Source organism: Bacillus sp. Bvel1, assembly GCF_014872755.1.
Taxonomy (GTDB): domain Bacteria; phylum Bacillota; class Bacilli; order Bacillales; family Bacillaceae; genus Bacillus; species Bacillus velezensis.
The window spans coordinates 1-14,419 of record NZ_JAAOBZ010000009.1; the positions used below are offsets into that span (position 1 = coordinate 1).

The window sequence follows — 14,419 nt, forward strand, 5'->3', positions numbered from 1 at the left end:
TTATTTGCGTCCGGGATACGGTTAACCGTGGTCAACGTCTTAACGGATACACCGAATTTCTTCCCGATTTTCGTTAGGTTGTCGCCCGCCTTAACCGTGTAGAATGTGGCGTTTGATGGCGCGGCACCCGACACCTTCAAGACCTGCCCTACACGTATTAGATTCGGATTCTTAATACCGTTCACACTTGCCAACTCCTTCACTGATGTATTGTATTTTTTCGCGATCGCTGTCAGCGTGTCGCCTGACTTAACGGTGTATGTCGAGCCGGACGACTTGGCAGGCTTCGCTTTCACTGCGGCTTTGTTCCCGACCTTATCGTATTTCGTCAACCCGTGGGCTTCGATTGTTGCAATAAGCTTCTTTGCATAGTTGGGGTCTGTCGCATATCCGCCCTTTTGGATAGCGGCACAAGCTTGTACATAGTTGGTTTCCCCGACAACACCCTTATAACGGTCAAGACGGTTATAGAGGTTCACAAGGTCGATAATGGAATCACGAACGGTCTTGTATGCCCGGAATCCATCGGTGATTGTTTTTGAGATACCGTTATACACCTCCCACGTCTTCATAGAGACGCTTCCGGCGTTCCCGGTACCTTTTATCCCAAAAAGGTTATTTGCACGCGTAGCAAGCCCAGATTTGCCCCACGCTGACTCATGAATCGCTTGTGCTGTGATAACTGAAGGTAAGACCCGGCTTACACCGTATAATTTTTGTGCTTCACTTGCTACATTCTCCATAAAACTCATTCTTTTACACTCTCCCTCATTTGTTCTCTCATTTCTTGTATTTGTTCATCTGAAGCGGATTCGATCCAGATGTTTCTATCCTTCTGAAACTGTGCCCGCCAATATCCGGGCGGCTGTACGGTTGTTGCGTTATCCGGGACGGAATCAGACGGTACAATTTCTGGATAGTCGAAGATAAAATCCGAGTCGTATACGAATACCTGTATCATGTCCATTGTTCCGATCCTCCTAATAAGGCACTGCAACGTCCAGTGACCAACTGGATACAGCGGATTGATTGTTTCCTGAAAAGCCGACAAACGCCAATTTACCGTCAGGATTGATATAGAATTTTGTGATACCCGTTGTCCCATAGCAAGTGGACACGACTGCTTTCTTATCGAACGGTGCGTATGCCGCGGGTAGCTGTGCAAAGTCAACGCCAAGGTCACACGCTATGTCTCCTTTAAGCATTAGAACGTTTCCCCACCGGGTATACTGCGGCGTTCTCCCTGAAGCTTTGGCACCGTTTAAAAGCGGTAGATTGTACCATGTGAGAGCCATAAAATCATTGTAGGTGAATAGCTGTTTCCAACCTCTGAACACGTTGTCAGTGTGTATAACGCCTATCCATGTCGTGTTGTCATATGAACGTGTGAGAACCATTTTTCTCATTCCGTTTGGTGCCGGGATAATGTCGAGATAGTACCATGACGCATCCCCCGGTAGCGGTAGCTGATTCCACCCTGTCCCGTAATAAAAACCGGGATCGGCTGTATATATGTTGTCAGCTGACGCCAAACGTTTCCGCCTTCCATCGGCGTCCGTAAAGGCGTATTGTTGAGAGAAATTTTGAACGCCTATCACGTCCTGAAGTGACAAATTTGTTGTCTCTAAATCCTTTTGGAGCTGTCCCGCATCCGCGGCGGCTTGATTCCATTTCAAGCGCTCACCATCCGATACATGGGGCTTGGCATTTGCTATGTGGTTCTTCAGGTTCGTTTCTGCGGTCGTCACCCGGTCACCCATACCGTCCCACTTGGTACGATCCTCAGATGATACATGCTTAGTCGCGTCCTGAACATGAGCGTCCAAGACTCGACCAAAGGACTCTATATCAGCTTTCATACTCTGAATCTGTTGGTCTGTCGCGCCAGTAGACCCGCCGGACACCGATTCTTCCAACGCTTTCACTTTTTGCTGAAGCGTTAGAATATCGTTTTTAATCTCATCCGATACATCCATATGGTCAACGGTGTCCTGAAGCTTTGCCATCTTGTCTTTTAAATCTGAAATACTTGTTTTGACGCCTGTGTCATCATAGGGCGGTGTCCGCCTTGACCCGAGTTCAATCAATTATGACACCTCCACGATCGTGACGACTGTCTCAGTATCTGCGACAAGGTACACGTCAGGGCTTTGACTATGAACCTTGAATGTAAGCGGGCTGTCATTGGATGTGAGAGGCGCGCCCGTTGTTGTTTCGACGCCTTGCTTACCCCAATAGATAACACCCGTCTCAGGCGGATAGATTGTCAATTCTCTCCGGTTTGTCAGCTTGTTAGAACCGGACTTCGCCATTACGGGTGTGATGCCGACGCTGACCCCACCGACGCGGAAATCATTCATCCCTGCTTCGCGGGTTGGTACTGGCTGTGTCGCCGGGATAGAAGACCCGCCAAGTGTGACAGGCTTGTCTATTTCCACACTCCCTATATGCTTGTCTCCAGCCGCGAGCGGCGGTAACGCTGATATATCTACGGTTCCTGTCATCTGTCCAAGCTGAACGGTGTCAATAGACTGCGGTATAGATGACGCGGTAAATTTCTCAATCCACGATTCGACCCGGACTTTTTCGGGCTGCACGATCGCGGCATCAAGGTAGATTGTGTGATAACCGAGCGGACGCGCCAAAAGCTTTGTTGACCCCGGAGCCACAGCTAAAAGATAATTGTTAGATGACACGCTCGGGCGTTCGTGTACGTACACGATCTGACTTGTGTTATTTGTTATGGCTGAATGGTTCGGCTTTGTGTCGTCAAAGTAAACCGTTGTGATGTCGCCCGGTAGCATGGTGACGGTCTGTTCACGCCATGTACTCTTTTTGTGGTCATCCCCCGGTTGTTTTACTAATTCCGGCATTCTTGTTCACTCCTTTTGCTACTGTAGCGGCTTTCTTGATGTGGCTTGACGCGCTACGTCCTTTCTTAATGGCTTTGGCTCCCTTAGAAACAGATTTGACAGCACGACCACCCGGGACAAAATCGAGCGTTGTGGACGCCGTCCCTTTGGCAACGTCTCCGACCGCCGGGAATGCTTTCATGAAGAACACAACGGCGATAATACCAAGCCCGATAATAAGCGACCATCTGAATACCCCAAACATGACGTTTGATAGAAAGGACATGTCTTTGCCGCCTGAAGAGGATGAATCCCCGCCTGTGGCTCCGGCTCCTGACGTTCCTTTGAATGTGATGTCTTTATCATCGTACTGGTGAAGGTTGTTACTGCTGATAATGCCGAGAAGTTTATTAACATATCCCGGATCGGTGGCATATCCCCCGGCTTTGATTCCCTTCGCATAGTCCTCAACGCTTTTCGCGTCCTTCAGCTTTGACGCATAGCGTGGCTTGGACAATAGTTCCGCGTGGGCGCGTATGGAATCCTGATAGCTGTTGTACTTTGCAAAGCCGTCTTTTATGTGATAGGTCTTACCGTTATAGACTTCGGTCGTTCCCATTGTCGCGCTTCCAGCCGTGCCTTTTCCCTTTATTCCGAATAGGTTTTTAGAGTAGTAGGCAAGCCCGGACAATCCGCCCGGGTTTGAGCCGCCCGACTCTAACATGATTTGACCCAGTATGATAGAAGCAGGGATTCCAGTTTCTTTCTGTATGGCTTGCGCGTCCTTGATAAACGGCTTTATATTTACGCCCATGCTCCCACCTACTTTGTCAGTATTTTGATTTTCTGACCCGGTTTGATTTTGTTCGGGTCTTTGATGTTATTGAATTTTGCCGTTTCCATATAAGCCGACTTCTTACCACCCTTACCATACCTTTGTGTCAGTTCTGATAACGTATCACCTTTTTTGACTGTCACCGTTTTGTATTTTGGCGTTTTCGCCGGGGCTGGCTTTTTAGCCGGAGCACTCGGTTTCTTCGCAGGTGTTGTCGTTTTGGCAGGTGTGGACGGTTTCGTATTTTTCAGCTTTTCCAGTTCTTTATGAAGCTGGTCATTTTCTGTTTCCAAGTTGCTGTATTTCTTCGCTTGATCGGCAAGCTGTTTTGAAATGCTGTCCTTCACTTGATCGACATACGTTTTGTTTTCCTTCCCTATGTCTGTGATGGTGTCGATAACGTCTGATTTGAATGATTCCTGATTCTGCCCCAATTCATTTGCAAAGTTGTTTAAGGCTGTGTCTACACTACCTTCAATTAAAGATTGATTGTTTTGTAGCTGTGCCTGAACCATGCTTGAATTCATAGGATTGCCATCCAAGTAATCGCCCTCTAAAGCTTCAGAAGTCACGTACTGCTCTCCATCGCCTTCTGAACGCCCGCGAGTAGCAACCGATACGAGAAGAAATACCCCGATCGCAAGCGAGCCGACAATAACGATATTTTTCTTATTCCATTGAAACTTCTTTTTACCGGGGGAATGACCCCCGGATTCATGACCAACGTGTTCAAATTCCGCCATACCAATACAAACCCCCTATCGGATCACCAAAATAATGATTCTTTGAGAAGTTTTCTTCATCTACCTGATTACCGTTCAGATCGACCGTAGCCTTTTCAATGCTCATGTTTGTTACTTTGTCTATGAGCGCTTCTTTCGGAACCATCGGATAGATGAAATTGGCATGAGTCGGGCGCAGTTCTTCAGCGTCCCCAATACCGAGCTGTGCGTCAGGTACTTCCACAGGGCGTGAAAGTTCCTGAAGAGCATGAACCCGGTTTTGAAGGTGATAACCTTCCATCATGCCGCATTACCTCCCTTGTAATACTTTGATACCTGAAATCGAATTGCTTGCGATTGTGCTGATAATGGAAGTCGTAGACTTGGCATTCTTTAGGAATAGATAAATACCAATGAGAATCCCGATACCCGCAATCACGTCAAAAAACTTGTTAACCATCCACAAGACCTCCCATGATTTGTTTTACCTTATCCACGTTCAGGACAGCCATACTTGCGAGAACAAGCACCAAGAACGTGTATGTGATTTTTTCATTTGTGAACATACCGAGCAGGATAATGAAAAAGAGAAAGGTGATAATAAACCGCATTGATTTTGTAAACTCTTCCATACGTTCACCCCTTTACTTCAAGCCGAAGCCGCGTTTAAGACCGTCCCAAAACCCATCTATGAAACTGTCTTTTGCGGCTTTCTTGACTTTCTTTTTCTGCTCCGGCTTCATCTTTTGATACTTTTTATACGTGTCGTATCCTGTCGCTTTTTCAATCGCCTTTTTCGCCGTATCCCCCGCATCGTCAAGCGTCTCCTTAACGGTGTCAATCGGGGAATTAATGTCCGGCGTCATCTTCTGAGCCATCTTTGACAGGTGTTTGCCGCCATAAAAGTCATCCAGTATGACCCATACGGCTGTAAGCGCCAGCGTGAAAAACAAAAGACCTTTTTCCATTTCGTCACCCCATAGCCGGACGCGTATGTTTCGACTTTCCGCGGATGAAGAAGAACCAGAACACAATGATAATGACCGTAAGAACAAGAATTTTAGTCATTACTAGAAGCACCCCCGATTTTTGAAATAACCATTTTCAGATCGGTGAGAATTTCCCGCGTCTGTTCGTTATCCTTTGATTGTTTGAACATGAACCACGCGAGCATTACGCCCATGGCTCCGTTATTTAATAGGATTGAATAGATTTGCTCCACAAGTCACACCCCCTACACCCTTGCCGAGAATAGGAATACGACAAGGAACACGATTCCGAACCCTAACAAGATTTGTTTTGATGTAACGGGGTCTTGCTTCACGTCATGCTCTTTTGCTGTGTCCTCATCATCGACAAGCGACATCTGGTCTTCAGCTTCTGGAACCGTAGACGTTCGGGTACTCATAAACCCCATGTTTGGATATAAGTCGGCGGCATGGTAGAACATTTCACCAAGCCCCATTTGTGACGGTGCATTCATGTAAATCCTCCTTCGTAGTAGTCAAATAAGAAAAGGAGGGAAAAGCCCTCCCGCGTGTATTAATGCAAGCGTGAAAGCTTCTCAGCAACGATCTTGACGCGCCCGCCTTTTTGAGTGTTGAAACGAATCCAAAACTCTGTGAGACGTTCGGTGTCGATATAGTCACGAGAGCCGCCGAGGTTCGGCAAGCCTTGGTTTGAGAAGTCAAACACGTAGACCCCTTCAGGCAGGACATAACCCAAGTCCGAATGGTTTCGGGCGGCAAGCGCTGATGGCTTAATGCTGTATGGGATGTCGGCTTGGTTGAATACGAGTTCCAAGTTACCCGCAAAATCGCTATCCTTCAGCGGGTTGCCCGACTCATCCGTAAAGTAGAACATGAGTTTACGGTAAATCGTCCCTGTCTGAAGCTTGACGATGTTTTGACCGTTCCCGGTAAACTGTTCGCCTTTTTCGTTTACAAGCTTCAGGACAGAAATATCCGGCACGGCTTGCGGTACGGAAGGGACAGAGAACGTCTCGATCGTAGGCGTGATTTTCAATTGCTTCAGCGTTACTGTGTCACCAGTAGCCAACTGATACGCGTCTTGCGCGCGAGCTGTATCAATATTTAGTGATACGGTTGTCTCTTCGTTCTGTAGCAAGATAAGACCGACCGGGTCACGTTGGTTTAAAGTTAATGGCAGCGCGACTTGGAATTTAATGCGTGCTTCTTTACCTGACGTGCTCGCGGCTGTTTCAATGTAAGATAACGCCCGCGGACTTGATGCAGGTAATAGAACGTCTGGATTCAATCGGTTTAAGCTGTATAGGTGAAGGGCTTCGCCTGATACGACAAACGGACGGAATCCGCTGTTCAATTCCAGTGCAATATTTCTGATAATCTGGTATGGTGAAAATGGTTTTGTTGGAATTGCCGCGTTCTGTGATTTGAGAGTTACTGTCGCGTCAAATTCAACTAAAATTTGTGATAGTAGGCGTACTTTCGGAAGATTGAACACGACCGTTTGTGCGTCTTCTGTCACTGTCTGTGTACCCATCATCTGCCATGTTTGGCGGGTCGCTTGTGAGAATAGTTGCGCCTTTGCTTGTGCTGATAATTGTTGTTGAGTTGCCATAATTTAAAATTCCTCCTTAAACTTCTGCCGCGATTTTAGAAACAACCGGGATATGATATTTTGCTGAAGCTTTCTTAATGATCCACATGAAAACCATTGTGATAAATACTGTTACGAATGTTTGAACAAGCCATTTCATTTTCATGCTATTTTCCTCCTTATACTGCGTTTACTAATTGCGTCACACCGTTAACCGGATGCTTCGTGACAATAACCTTTGTGACAACAATGACCATCATTGTGAATAATGCAATGACAATCATGTTCTTCAGCCCGACACCCGCAAATTTACGTGTCTCCAATCCATCACCCCCTTTAAAGCTTCAATTTTGCTAGTACCGGGTTTTGCATACCCACTTTCCAATACCAAAAATTGTGCCCGCCGGGTTGCTCCATAAACTGCGGCATACCCGTGGCTTTCACAATCTTTTTCCGGTCATCCGGGTTCTGCATCGTGAAAATGAAATAGTGCGAGCTGTTCGCCATGGCAATGACCGGAATGTCTGTAGGGCGTTGTGTGCAAGCCCAAACGACAGCGTTCTTAGATCGCCCGCGCGTATATAAAGCTTTTAACTCTTTCGGGTAGTTGTGGGCGCTTGGAGCGACTTCCATTAATTCGTCAATCCACAGAATCGTATTTTCACGCTTGTACACCCACGACATAAGGGCGTTGTAATATTCCGGCTCCAATTCTTCAGCAACCGGGCAATAAATAATTTTCGGCGTCTCGACCTCGGACACGTCTTCCAATCGGTGAACAACGGTAAAGTCCTTCCCTTCCTGCAAGCCGTGCCATAATTCCTGACGCTTCTTCCGGCGCTCGTATACTTCGCCTTTCGTGTCAAGCTTCACCACATGGTCTTTCCCGGACAGATAGACTTCAGCGACTACGGACTTACCTGTCCCGGTCTGTCCGCAGATAAAAACGTGTTCGTCATCGCCAATTGTCATTCGCATGTTTTCCACTTCCTTTCGTGCTGTAGGCTTTCACAACACGCTTCACGCCTTTCCCTCTTTTCATAGCCGCCATGATAGACGGTTTCGGGATTTTGTCGTAAGGGATTTTCTCCACGACTAACCATTCTTCGCCCTGTTCGATAATATCCAAGTGTTCGAACCAATAACGGCTGTATTCGTGCATTGGGATGTTGTAATAGAAGTCACCTTGCTTCAGCGTCACCATGCCGGACATATTCGATCATCCCCTCTAAATGGTCGAGGAATTTTTCAACGTCAATATCCTCCGAAAGGGATGAGTTGATGTAAGGAGCCGCCAAATTGCTTACTAACGGGTTCCCCAGATCGTTCAGCAGACCCTTGATGAGGTCTTTCAGCCTTGACTTCATTTCCTCGTTGTTCTGTTGGTTGTTTTGGTAATTCTCGTTTTGGCAAGACATTTTTCTTTACCTCTTTCTTTTTAGGTTGTTTTGATTTCCACATCAGGAATTTAGGAATAAAGATGGTGAAGCATGCTAGAAGTAGCGCGATATGGTCGGCATACTCACTGGCAACACCCGCGACGCCTTCAGACTTAGCCATAATGTTTGCAAGTGGCGTGCATATCTGTTCGGCTTCTTCAGGTGTTAAAGCAAAATCCTCCATCCCGGGGCGTGCTGCTACGATCGCGCTTGTTGTCAGTAGCAACATTTTTAATTGGGATGAATCAACATTACCCGCCGCCTTTTTCTTAGCAGCGCTCTTCTTTTTTGTGCCTGTACCCGGAGGGCGTCCGCGTTTCTTTTTCGGCGGTTCCTCAGAGTCGCTTCCGGGCACATCTACCATAACCACCCTAGGAGCGACTTCGCTTTGCTTGGTGTTGGCTCTTCCTCTTCCTCCGGTTCCTCCACTTTTGGCGGCTCCGGCACCGGAATTTCCTGTGCTTGTCCCTGTGGCTGTTCCTTTGTTCCCATCAGGTTTTGGATGTCCTGTAGCAGATTCTTTGCCCATTTTGGCGTGTCCTCCTGTTCCTCTTTTTTCGGTTTTTCTTCAGCAGACGATTTTTCTTCTTTTTCATCTAGTTCTTTTGTCATAGAAAATAAATCCTCCTTTTGTACTATTTCTGTTCGATAAATTAAATAATATAGGAACATGTGTTCGATTTCAAGACAAAAAATAAAAATAAATGAATTAATTTCATATTTAGGTAAAATAAAACCCCGGAAATTAATTTTTCCGAGGTTTAAAAACATATTTATTAAAACATTTTATACAACAAAAGCTGACAAATACGGTGTGGTGTTCCAAGCAAATACAACATCTTTTCATTTTATTCAATCCTTAAAAGTCTTTTAATATATGCGGTCTGCTCGTATTTTCTCGGTAGTTCATTCGTCGTTTTTGCATATTCAATAAATTCATGCGTTTGGTGACCGTTATTGCCTTGTTAAAATTGCGTATGTCGTTTTTCATAGCAGTACCGAATTTCATTAATTTCTTATCAGCATTTTCACCGCTGTAAATATCGAACGTTAAATCGTCGTCCGTTATTTCCTCTTTATTTTCAATCTTTCTTTCAAGCGTTTCTAATTTAGCATATAAATTATCATAAAACTGTTCGGTTAATAAATGATTATATTTCCCCGGAACGCCTTTCGCTTTTCGTTCTTCTTTATACGTAATAATTTTTATATTTTCGTAGATCGTCTCCGGGTATGAAAATAATTGTTTTGCAAACGACGCCGTTTCCCGTTCCCGGCATACTTCTTTAATTATTTTTTCAGTGTGCTTTTCATAATAAAGTTTAGGTTGAATAAATAAACCTTTTTGGACGCGTGCTTCTAGTTTCCACTTCCCATATTCGCTATCGTGAATATCCTCATCATCAAAATCTTTTTCGCAAGCGATCGAGTCTGTGTCGCAATAATGAACGTCGCCTTTTTCATCCTGTTTAATTAAACCTTTGTATAATAAAATGCGGGCAAGGCTTGTAACATACGCGGCGATATGCGGCTGAATATATTCAGCATGACTTGGTACGCGCGCGAGAATGAATTTCCCGCCTTTAATTAATTGATTATTTTTTATCATATACGGGTATCCCTTTTCTTGCACTGTTTCTAAATGGTGCATCGGGAGCATGGTTTCACGAACCCTTATCATACCGAATTTTCCATAAAGAGCATTTTGTACAAGCTTTGCAAATGTTCGCAAAGCACCCGTCGATGATACTTTTATTTTTTCAAAATGACTTATAAAATCTTTGAAAATATATTCGGTCTTACTGAAGTGTAATCCTTGATAAACCTCTTTAATTTCGCCGCCCGCTTCCAAAGCCAATTCCAATTCTTCATACGTATAGACACCGTGTATATTTCCGACCGGGAATATTAATTTATTAAAAGCTTTATATTTTTTATCCGCTTTGTCTTTCCGCGGAAGAGGTGGTATAAACAAGTCTTCTGGTATATGTATATCTACCTCTATAAAACCTGCACCCGTTTTAAATTTCCGCCACCTGTTAAACATTAATTTTGCTTTATGACCCTCTAAATAAGTAGGGCGACCGATCGGGAATTTATGTTCTTTCATAACAAACGGGTAAATAGAATTCATATCGTAATGAACACCGTTTTCTAAACGCGGTGTGAAAACTTCTGTCCTACCACCGTAATAAGCTTCCCGGACAAATTTTTCATAAAATTCGCCTTCGCCTTTTTTGCGGTATATTTTTGTGCTTATGGCTTTTTCATAGTCGTCGGGATAATTCGTTTTAAATACTTTTAAAGCAAGGCTTGCGGTAGTAGGACACCTGAAAAATTCGTCAATATCCAAACCGGATAAATCAATTAATTTCCGCAGAATTTTATAGAGAGAAACGCAGTCATTTTTTAAATAAAAATTTAACATCGGTTCCAAAGGGTCAACGTTCATAAAATAATACCCTTCAGAATTGTTTTTATGGTACTCTGACGGGTGTTTTATTGGTTTATTATGTTTATCCCTTCCCCATCCTAAATTGATGATATGGTCTTTTAAATCAATTTTAGCGTGGTCGGATTCGATTTTAAAATCTTTACATATGCTTGCTAAACTTTTATTATTTACAAGCTTCAGTGAATCGTGAAACGTCAACGGTTGTGATATTACTTCTAATTCTTCGCGTATTTGTGTCTCGACTAAACTTGTTTTATAAACAGCAACATTATTATTAATAAAAATAGAATCGTTTAAATCGACCTCATATAAAACATCGTGCGCCATTTTCCCTAAATCAAAGTCAAGATTATGAATGTATATATGACAGTCATATTTTTCGGTTAAACGTGCTATAATAGATTTAAGCGTTGAAAAAGTGTTAGCCGCATGATATTTCACGCCATCATATAAACCGACGCGGAAGATTTGTCCGAAAAATCCACGCGTCTCAGCATCCAGTGTCAAAAGTTTCACAGGCTTTTGACTCTTTTTATTTTTAGCACCCATATTTATTTTTCCTCCTAATAATCCAAATCAACTTCCTGAATGAGACGTCTCGCCGTCCTTTCGTTCACTTCCATTAATTCACGTTTAAAAGCTTCCCAAAATAATGTTTTCTCTGTATCCTCATACATTAATTCAAACATGACCAATAAAGAAATTAATAATTCCCGGTATTTTCTCATGCTCGCTACGCCTTCATAAATTAAAAACCAACCATTATGCGCCGCAAAGGTTCCGTCGCTGAAACTAGAATAAAAGTTTTTAACGCTTGAAACATCGTCCGTAGCGATAACAGCGCCTGATCCTATTAAAGTCCCTTTATCGGAGCTGTACGCGTCTCTAATACCTTCAATTAAAAATTCAGTGTCCACGTATTTGTAAGATCGTTTAAACCGCAAAATTTCATCATAGTCATGATAGTCACGTGTTTTTTCATACCAATAGATAAGCAGTTTCTTTTGGTTTTTCCGCTCTCTATATCTTTTACGGGCTTGTTCGCGCCTTTTTATTTTCCGTAATTCGGCTTGATACCAAGCGTCGAACCGTTCTTTATCCCAATACCTTTTTGCAGAATGGTCTTTAACTTTATATCCTAGCGATTTTATTAATTCAGAACGTTCCCGGGCTATTTTATTCCGGGTTTCTTTTTTAACTATTTTTGAAACAACCGCAGGTTTATTTTTTAATTCCTTTATAACCTTTTTGTCATTAACGCCGACTTTTTTAAGCGCTTCTATATTCTGCTTTTTTTGCTGTTTCTTTTTCAGCCGCTTTTTCTTCGCAATCGGTGACACCCCCCTTAAATACAAAAGTCACAGGGAAAAATGAATTTCCCTGTCAATTTAATATTTAAATGGCTTCTGCTCCGGCTGTCGGCATATAGCGAACAGACCCGCGTGACAATTCGTCGTGTGCTTCAGCATGGAAATAAGAGACGATAGCAAGCATTTCAGAACGTGTAAAAGAGATTACGTGTAATGTGTCATCATCGAGTTTTTGAGCGAATGAATACATATTTTCCAATCTATCTTCTTTAATCTCTGTGCGGCGTTCTCCGTTGTCGAAAATCAGTACATTTTTATCCAAGTTGTAACCCTCCATAATTGGTATTTAATATAAGAAAAGCCGCCCCGGACGGAGCGACTATGAAATTAGCCCATAAGTACAAGTGACAATGTCTGACGCCCTTTGCGGGTCTTAACTGATTTACAAGCGATTTTCAAAGGCTCTTCCGTCCATGGTCCTTTTCCAACTAAAGCCAAAATGCGCTGCATAGAAGTTGCTATACCGTTCGACACGCTGTGATAGCCCGTCCCATCTTTTGTAACAAGTACAATTCGCATAGCTTGGATTTCTTGGTTTGTCTGTTCGTCTAAAAGGGTTACTGGATGTGCGACAAAATCGGTTATTTCTAAAATTTCTCCTTCATGGTCTGATAGAGAATGCTCGGCGTTACTAACCGCGTTGTATAGTTTGATTTTCGTTGCGCGGTCATCACCTGTGATAGTCGAAAAAATTTGTTGTGAAGCTTGTTCAAACATGCTCGGTGCAAACGTTGCGATATCCTCTTTATTTGTATCAATAAGGTCAGTTGTTTGCGTCGCCGCTTGTACTTCCTCCGCTTGTACTTCCTCAGCGTTGATAAATTCTTTTTCAGTTGTTTTAGTGTTAGCCATTTTGATATTCCTCCGATATTGTTTTAATTTTGGTTTTGATACTTTTCTACTTCTGAAGGTTTGACACGCCAGTTTTTACCGACTTTAAAACCTTTCAAATCTCCGTCATTGAGAAGCTTACGGACTGTTTTATCAGACACGTTGAGAATGCCCGATACTTCCCTTACGGTGTAACTTTTTTCTTCTGTCAATTGTATGCCTCCTATCACTTCCCTTACAGGGAACAAGTTTCCGCGTTGTGGCGCGTTGTTCCTTGTTATGGCTTAATAGTATCATACAGGGTCATCCAGTGCAAGTGGTTCTCACAAATTTCGTCAAAATATTTTCGACAAGTTATGACATAAAACGACTTCCTTCCATATGAAGAAAATTTTTCTTCCTCTATTATCGAACAAAGGTTCGTAAATGTAAAGGACTATCTACTTGTAATTTCTTACATAAATCAGGTATAAAGTCCCTTTATATCTCGTTGGGAATGTATGATAATAAAGAGGAATAACACGGAATAACGAGGAAAGGAAGGGAAGCAAATGATACAAATATATTTCAAAGATAGCGCTTTGTTTACAGAGTTACTAAAATATTTCAGACCAAAAGCGAACAAAATACCCTACTGTATTTCCATTTCTCCTATTAAGAGGAAAGACGATGTTATGACCCTTGCCACGTCAAATAAATATAAGGGATACCAAATGTGCAAGTATAAAGGTTCCCTACTAGTCCTTATATATCAAAATAAGTCCTCCGCGTGAGGATTTATTTTTGCGTTCTTCCGGCCGAACCAAATGTAAACGCTTCCATATGATACACATTTTTATGGAAATGTCAATAGAATCGGGCAAAAAACCGTGTGATTTCTTCCACCGCTGTCTCGCAAAAAACCGTGCGATTACAGTGGAAGTAATCGCACGGTTTTTTGCCGTTTTCTATTGACAATCCCCTGAAAATGTGCATCATTTGGAAGCGCTTACATTTGGGTCAATAAAAAACCCCGCTGAAAAATTTCAACGGGTTCCCGGTCACTCATTATTTGTTACAGCCTTAAAGGTGTAGGAAGGTCTTCCGCAACCTTCCCCACCTGCCTATAATTTAACATTAATTCTATTTATTTTCAATCGGGAAGTCTTTTATTAAATCGTTACCCAATTTCCGGATGCATAGAAGCATACTGACGCTTCCAAAAGCCGCCCCTAATACGATTGAAATTATACCAATTATTTTCAATTGCGTAGGCATTATTTCCACTCGCTTTATGAATTCAGGATTCTTTAAATTCGACATTATTTCACCCGCAACCGCTGACCGACATAAATC

24 protein-coding genes are annotated in these 14,419 nt (G+C 43.1%); all 24 read right to left on the minus strand.

Going from position 1 to position 14,419, the window contains the following annotated elements:
* Positions 1–752: glucosaminidase domain-containing protein (locus HAP68_RS19305; RefSeq protein ID WP_192580584.1), on the minus strand; the 752-nt coding region annotated here is incomplete at its 3' end.
* Entirely contained in the window at positions 749–967 is a 219-nt protein-coding gene (locus HAP68_RS19310; RefSeq protein ID WP_184123335.1) for a hypothetical protein, read from the minus strand. The genes HAP68_RS19310 and HAP68_RS19305, both read right to left, overlap by 4 nt.
* A gap of 13 nt (positions 968–980) precedes the next feature.
* On the minus strand, positions 981–2,087 hold the full coding sequence (locus HAP68_RS19315; protein ID WP_184123336.1) for a hypothetical protein: 1,107 nt from the start codon (positions 2,085–2,087) through the stop codon (positions 981–983).
* The gene (locus tag HAP68_RS19320; RefSeq protein ID WP_184123337.1) at positions 2,088–2,873 is read right to left on the minus strand and encodes a hypothetical protein; all 786 of its coding nucleotides are present in this window, start codon (positions 2,871–2,873) and stop codon (positions 2,088–2,090) included. It lies immediately after the preceding gene.
* On the minus strand, positions 2,842–3,666 hold the full coding sequence (locus tag HAP68_RS19325) for a glycoside hydrolase family 73 protein (RefSeq protein ID WP_184123338.1): 825 nt from the start codon (positions 3,664–3,666) through the stop codon (positions 2,842–2,844). The genes HAP68_RS19320 and HAP68_RS19325 overlap by 32 nt, the downstream gene beginning before the upstream one ends.
* A gap of 8 nt (positions 3,667–3,674) precedes the next feature.
* Complete coding sequence (locus HAP68_RS19330) at positions 3,675–4,430, minus strand: LysM peptidoglycan-binding domain-containing protein (RefSeq protein WP_184123339.1); 756 nt, start codon at positions 4,428–4,430, stop codon at positions 3,675–3,677.
* Positions 4,417–4,713 carry a hypothetical protein gene (locus tag HAP68_RS19335; protein ID WP_173602767.1) on the minus strand — a complete coding sequence of 99 codons (297 nt, stop codon included), beginning with the start codon at positions 4,711–4,713 and terminating at the stop codon, positions 4,417–4,419. Before HAP68_RS19335 ends, HAP68_RS19330 begins: the two co-directional genes overlap by 14 nt.
* A gap of 148 nt (positions 4,714–4,861) precedes the next feature.
* Positions 4,862–5,041: a hypothetical protein gene (locus HAP68_RS19340; RefSeq protein ID WP_103042100.1), complete on the minus strand. Its 180-nt coding sequence runs from the start codon at positions 5,039–5,041 to the stop codon at positions 4,862–4,864.
* A 12-nt stretch (positions 5,042–5,053) separates the two neighbouring features.
* Positions 5,054–5,377 (minus strand): hypothetical protein, encoded by a 324-nt coding sequence (locus HAP68_RS19345; RefSeq protein ID WP_184123340.1) that lies wholly within the window; start codon positions 5,375–5,377, stop codon positions 5,054–5,056.
* A gap of 92 nt (positions 5,378–5,469) precedes the next feature.
* On the minus strand, positions 5,470–5,631 hold the full coding sequence (locus HAP68_RS19350; RefSeq protein ID WP_184123341.1) for a hypothetical protein: 162 nt from the start codon (positions 5,629–5,631) through the stop codon (positions 5,470–5,472).
* A gap of 12 nt (positions 5,632–5,643) precedes the next feature.
* Positions 5,644–5,892 carry a hypothetical protein gene (locus HAP68_RS19355; protein WP_184123342.1) on the minus strand — a complete coding sequence of 83 codons (249 nt, stop codon included), beginning with the start codon at positions 5,890–5,892 and terminating at the stop codon, positions 5,644–5,646.
* 59 nt (positions 5,893–5,951) lie between these two features.
* A complete protein-coding gene (locus tag HAP68_RS19360) occupies positions 5,952–7,010 on the minus strand; it encodes a cytoplasmic protein (protein WP_103042103.1) in 1,059 nt (352 codons plus the stop codon).
* A 16-nt stretch (positions 7,011–7,026) separates the two neighbouring features.
* Complete coding sequence (locus HAP68_RS19680; RefSeq protein ID WP_260399545.1) at positions 7,027–7,155, minus strand: hypothetical protein; 129 nt, start codon at positions 7,153–7,155, stop codon at positions 7,027–7,029.
* A 13-nt stretch (positions 7,156–7,168) separates the two neighbouring features.
* Entirely contained in the window at positions 7,169–7,312 is a 144-nt protein-coding gene (locus HAP68_RS19365) for a hypothetical protein (RefSeq protein WP_158649812.1), read from the minus strand.
* Between the two features lie 13 nt (positions 7,313–7,325).
* Positions 7,326–7,967, minus strand: coding sequence for an ATP-binding protein (locus HAP68_RS19370; protein WP_103042104.1), 642 nt, complete (start codon positions 7,965–7,967; stop codon positions 7,326–7,328).
* A complete protein-coding gene (locus tag HAP68_RS19375) occupies positions 7,945–8,202 on the minus strand; it encodes a hypothetical protein (protein ID WP_184123343.1) in 258 nt (85 codons plus the stop codon). The genes HAP68_RS19370 and HAP68_RS19375 overlap by 23 nt, the downstream gene beginning before the upstream one ends.
* Positions 8,203–8,243: 41 nt before the next feature.
* Positions 8,244–8,792, minus strand: a complete 549-nt coding sequence (locus HAP68_RS19380) for a hypothetical protein (RefSeq protein ID WP_192580585.1) — start codon at positions 8,790–8,792, stop codon at positions 8,244–8,246.
* Positions 8,786–9,040: a hypothetical protein gene (locus HAP68_RS19385; protein ID WP_184123345.1), complete on the minus strand. Its 255-nt coding sequence runs from the start codon at positions 9,038–9,040 to the stop codon at positions 8,786–8,788. Before HAP68_RS19385 ends, HAP68_RS19380 begins: the two co-directional genes overlap by 7 nt.
* Positions 9,041–9,287: 247 nt before the next feature.
* Positions 9,288–11,432, minus strand: a complete 2,145-nt coding sequence (locus tag HAP68_RS19390) for a DNA polymerase (RefSeq protein ID WP_184123346.1) — start codon at positions 11,430–11,432, stop codon at positions 9,288–9,290.
* A 14-nt stretch (positions 11,433–11,446) separates the two neighbouring features.
* Complete coding sequence (locus HAP68_RS19395) at positions 11,447–12,223, minus strand: hypothetical protein (protein WP_184123347.1); 777 nt, start codon at positions 12,221–12,223, stop codon at positions 11,447–11,449.
* Positions 12,224–12,278: 55 nt separating this feature from the next.
* Positions 12,279–12,515: a hypothetical protein gene (locus HAP68_RS19400; RefSeq protein WP_184123348.1), complete on the minus strand. Its 237-nt coding sequence runs from the start codon at positions 12,513–12,515 to the stop codon at positions 12,279–12,281.
* Positions 12,516–12,580: 65 nt separating this feature from the next.
* Entirely contained in the window at positions 12,581–13,105 is a 525-nt protein-coding gene (locus HAP68_RS19405) for a hypothetical protein (RefSeq protein WP_184123349.1), read from the minus strand.
* 23 nt (positions 13,106–13,128) lie between these two features.
* Positions 13,129–13,296 (minus strand): helix-turn-helix domain-containing protein, encoded by a 168-nt coding sequence (locus tag HAP68_RS19410; protein ID WP_184123350.1) that lies wholly within the window; start codon positions 13,294–13,296, stop codon positions 13,129–13,131.
* Positions 13,297–14,206: 910 nt separating this feature from the next.
* The coding region (locus HAP68_RS19420; protein ID WP_207116879.1) for a hypothetical protein at positions 14,207–14,419 on the minus strand (213 nt) is incomplete at its 5' end.

Bases quoted from the DNA above. Each gene is read 5' to 3' on its own strand.
- HAP68_RS19310 (WP_184123335.1), bottom strand. From the start codon at position 967: ATGGACATGATACAGGTATTCGTATACGACTCGGATTTTATCTTCGAC.
- HAP68_RS19320 (WP_184123337.1), bottom strand. From the start codon at position 2,873: ATGCCGGAATTAGTAAAACAACCGGGGGATGACCACAAAAAGAGTACA.
- HAP68_RS19325 (WP_184123338.1), bottom strand. From the start codon at position 3,666: ATGGGCGTAAATATAAAGCCGTTTATCAAGGACGCGCAAGCCATACAG.
- HAP68_RS19330 (WP_184123339.1), bottom strand. From the start codon at position 4,430: ATGGCGGAATTTGAACACGTTGGTCATGAATCCGGGGGTCATTCCCCC.
- HAP68_RS19335 (WP_173602767.1), bottom strand. From the start codon at position 4,713: ATGATGGAAGGTTATCACCTTCAAAACCGGGTTCATGCTCTTCAGGAA.
- HAP68_RS19340 (WP_103042100.1), bottom strand. From the start codon at position 5,041: ATGGAAGAGTTTACAAAATCAATGCGGTTTATTATCACCTTTCTCTTT.
- HAP68_RS19345 (WP_184123340.1), bottom strand. From the start codon at position 5,377: ATGGAAAAAGGTCTTTTGTTTTTCACGCTGGCGCTTACAGCCGTATGG.
- HAP68_RS19355 (WP_184123342.1), bottom strand. From the start codon at position 5,892: ATGAATGCACCGTCACAAATGGGGCTTGGTGAAATGTTCTACCATGCC.
- HAP68_RS19360 (WP_103042103.1), bottom strand. From the start codon at position 7,010: ATGGCAACTCAACAACAATTATCAGCACAAGCAAAGGCGCAACTATTC.
- HAP68_RS19680 (WP_260399545.1), bottom strand. From the start codon at position 7,155: ATGAAAATGAAATGGCTTGTTCAAACATTCGTAACAGTATTTATCACA.
- HAP68_RS19370 (WP_103042104.1), bottom strand. From the start codon at position 7,967: ATGCGAATGACAATTGGCGATGACGAACACGTTTTTATCTGCGGACAG.
- HAP68_RS19375 (WP_184123343.1), bottom strand. From the start codon at position 8,202: ATGTCCGGCATGGTGACGCTGAAGCAAGGTGACTTCTATTACAACATC.
- HAP68_RS19380 (WP_192580585.1), bottom strand. From the start codon at position 8,792: ATGGTAGATGTGCCCGGAAGCGACTCTGAGGAACCGCCGAAAAAGAAA.
- HAP68_RS19385 (WP_184123345.1), bottom strand. From the start codon at position 9,040: ATGACAAAAGAACTAGATGAAAAAGAAGAAAAATCGTCTGCTGAAGAA.
- HAP68_RS19390 (WP_184123346.1), bottom strand. From the start codon at position 11,432: ATGGGTGCTAAAAATAAAAAGAGTCAAAAGCCTGTGAAACTTTTGACA.
- HAP68_RS19405 (WP_184123349.1), bottom strand. From the start codon at position 13,105: ATGGCTAACACTAAAACAACTGAAAAAGAATTTATCAACGCTGAGGAA.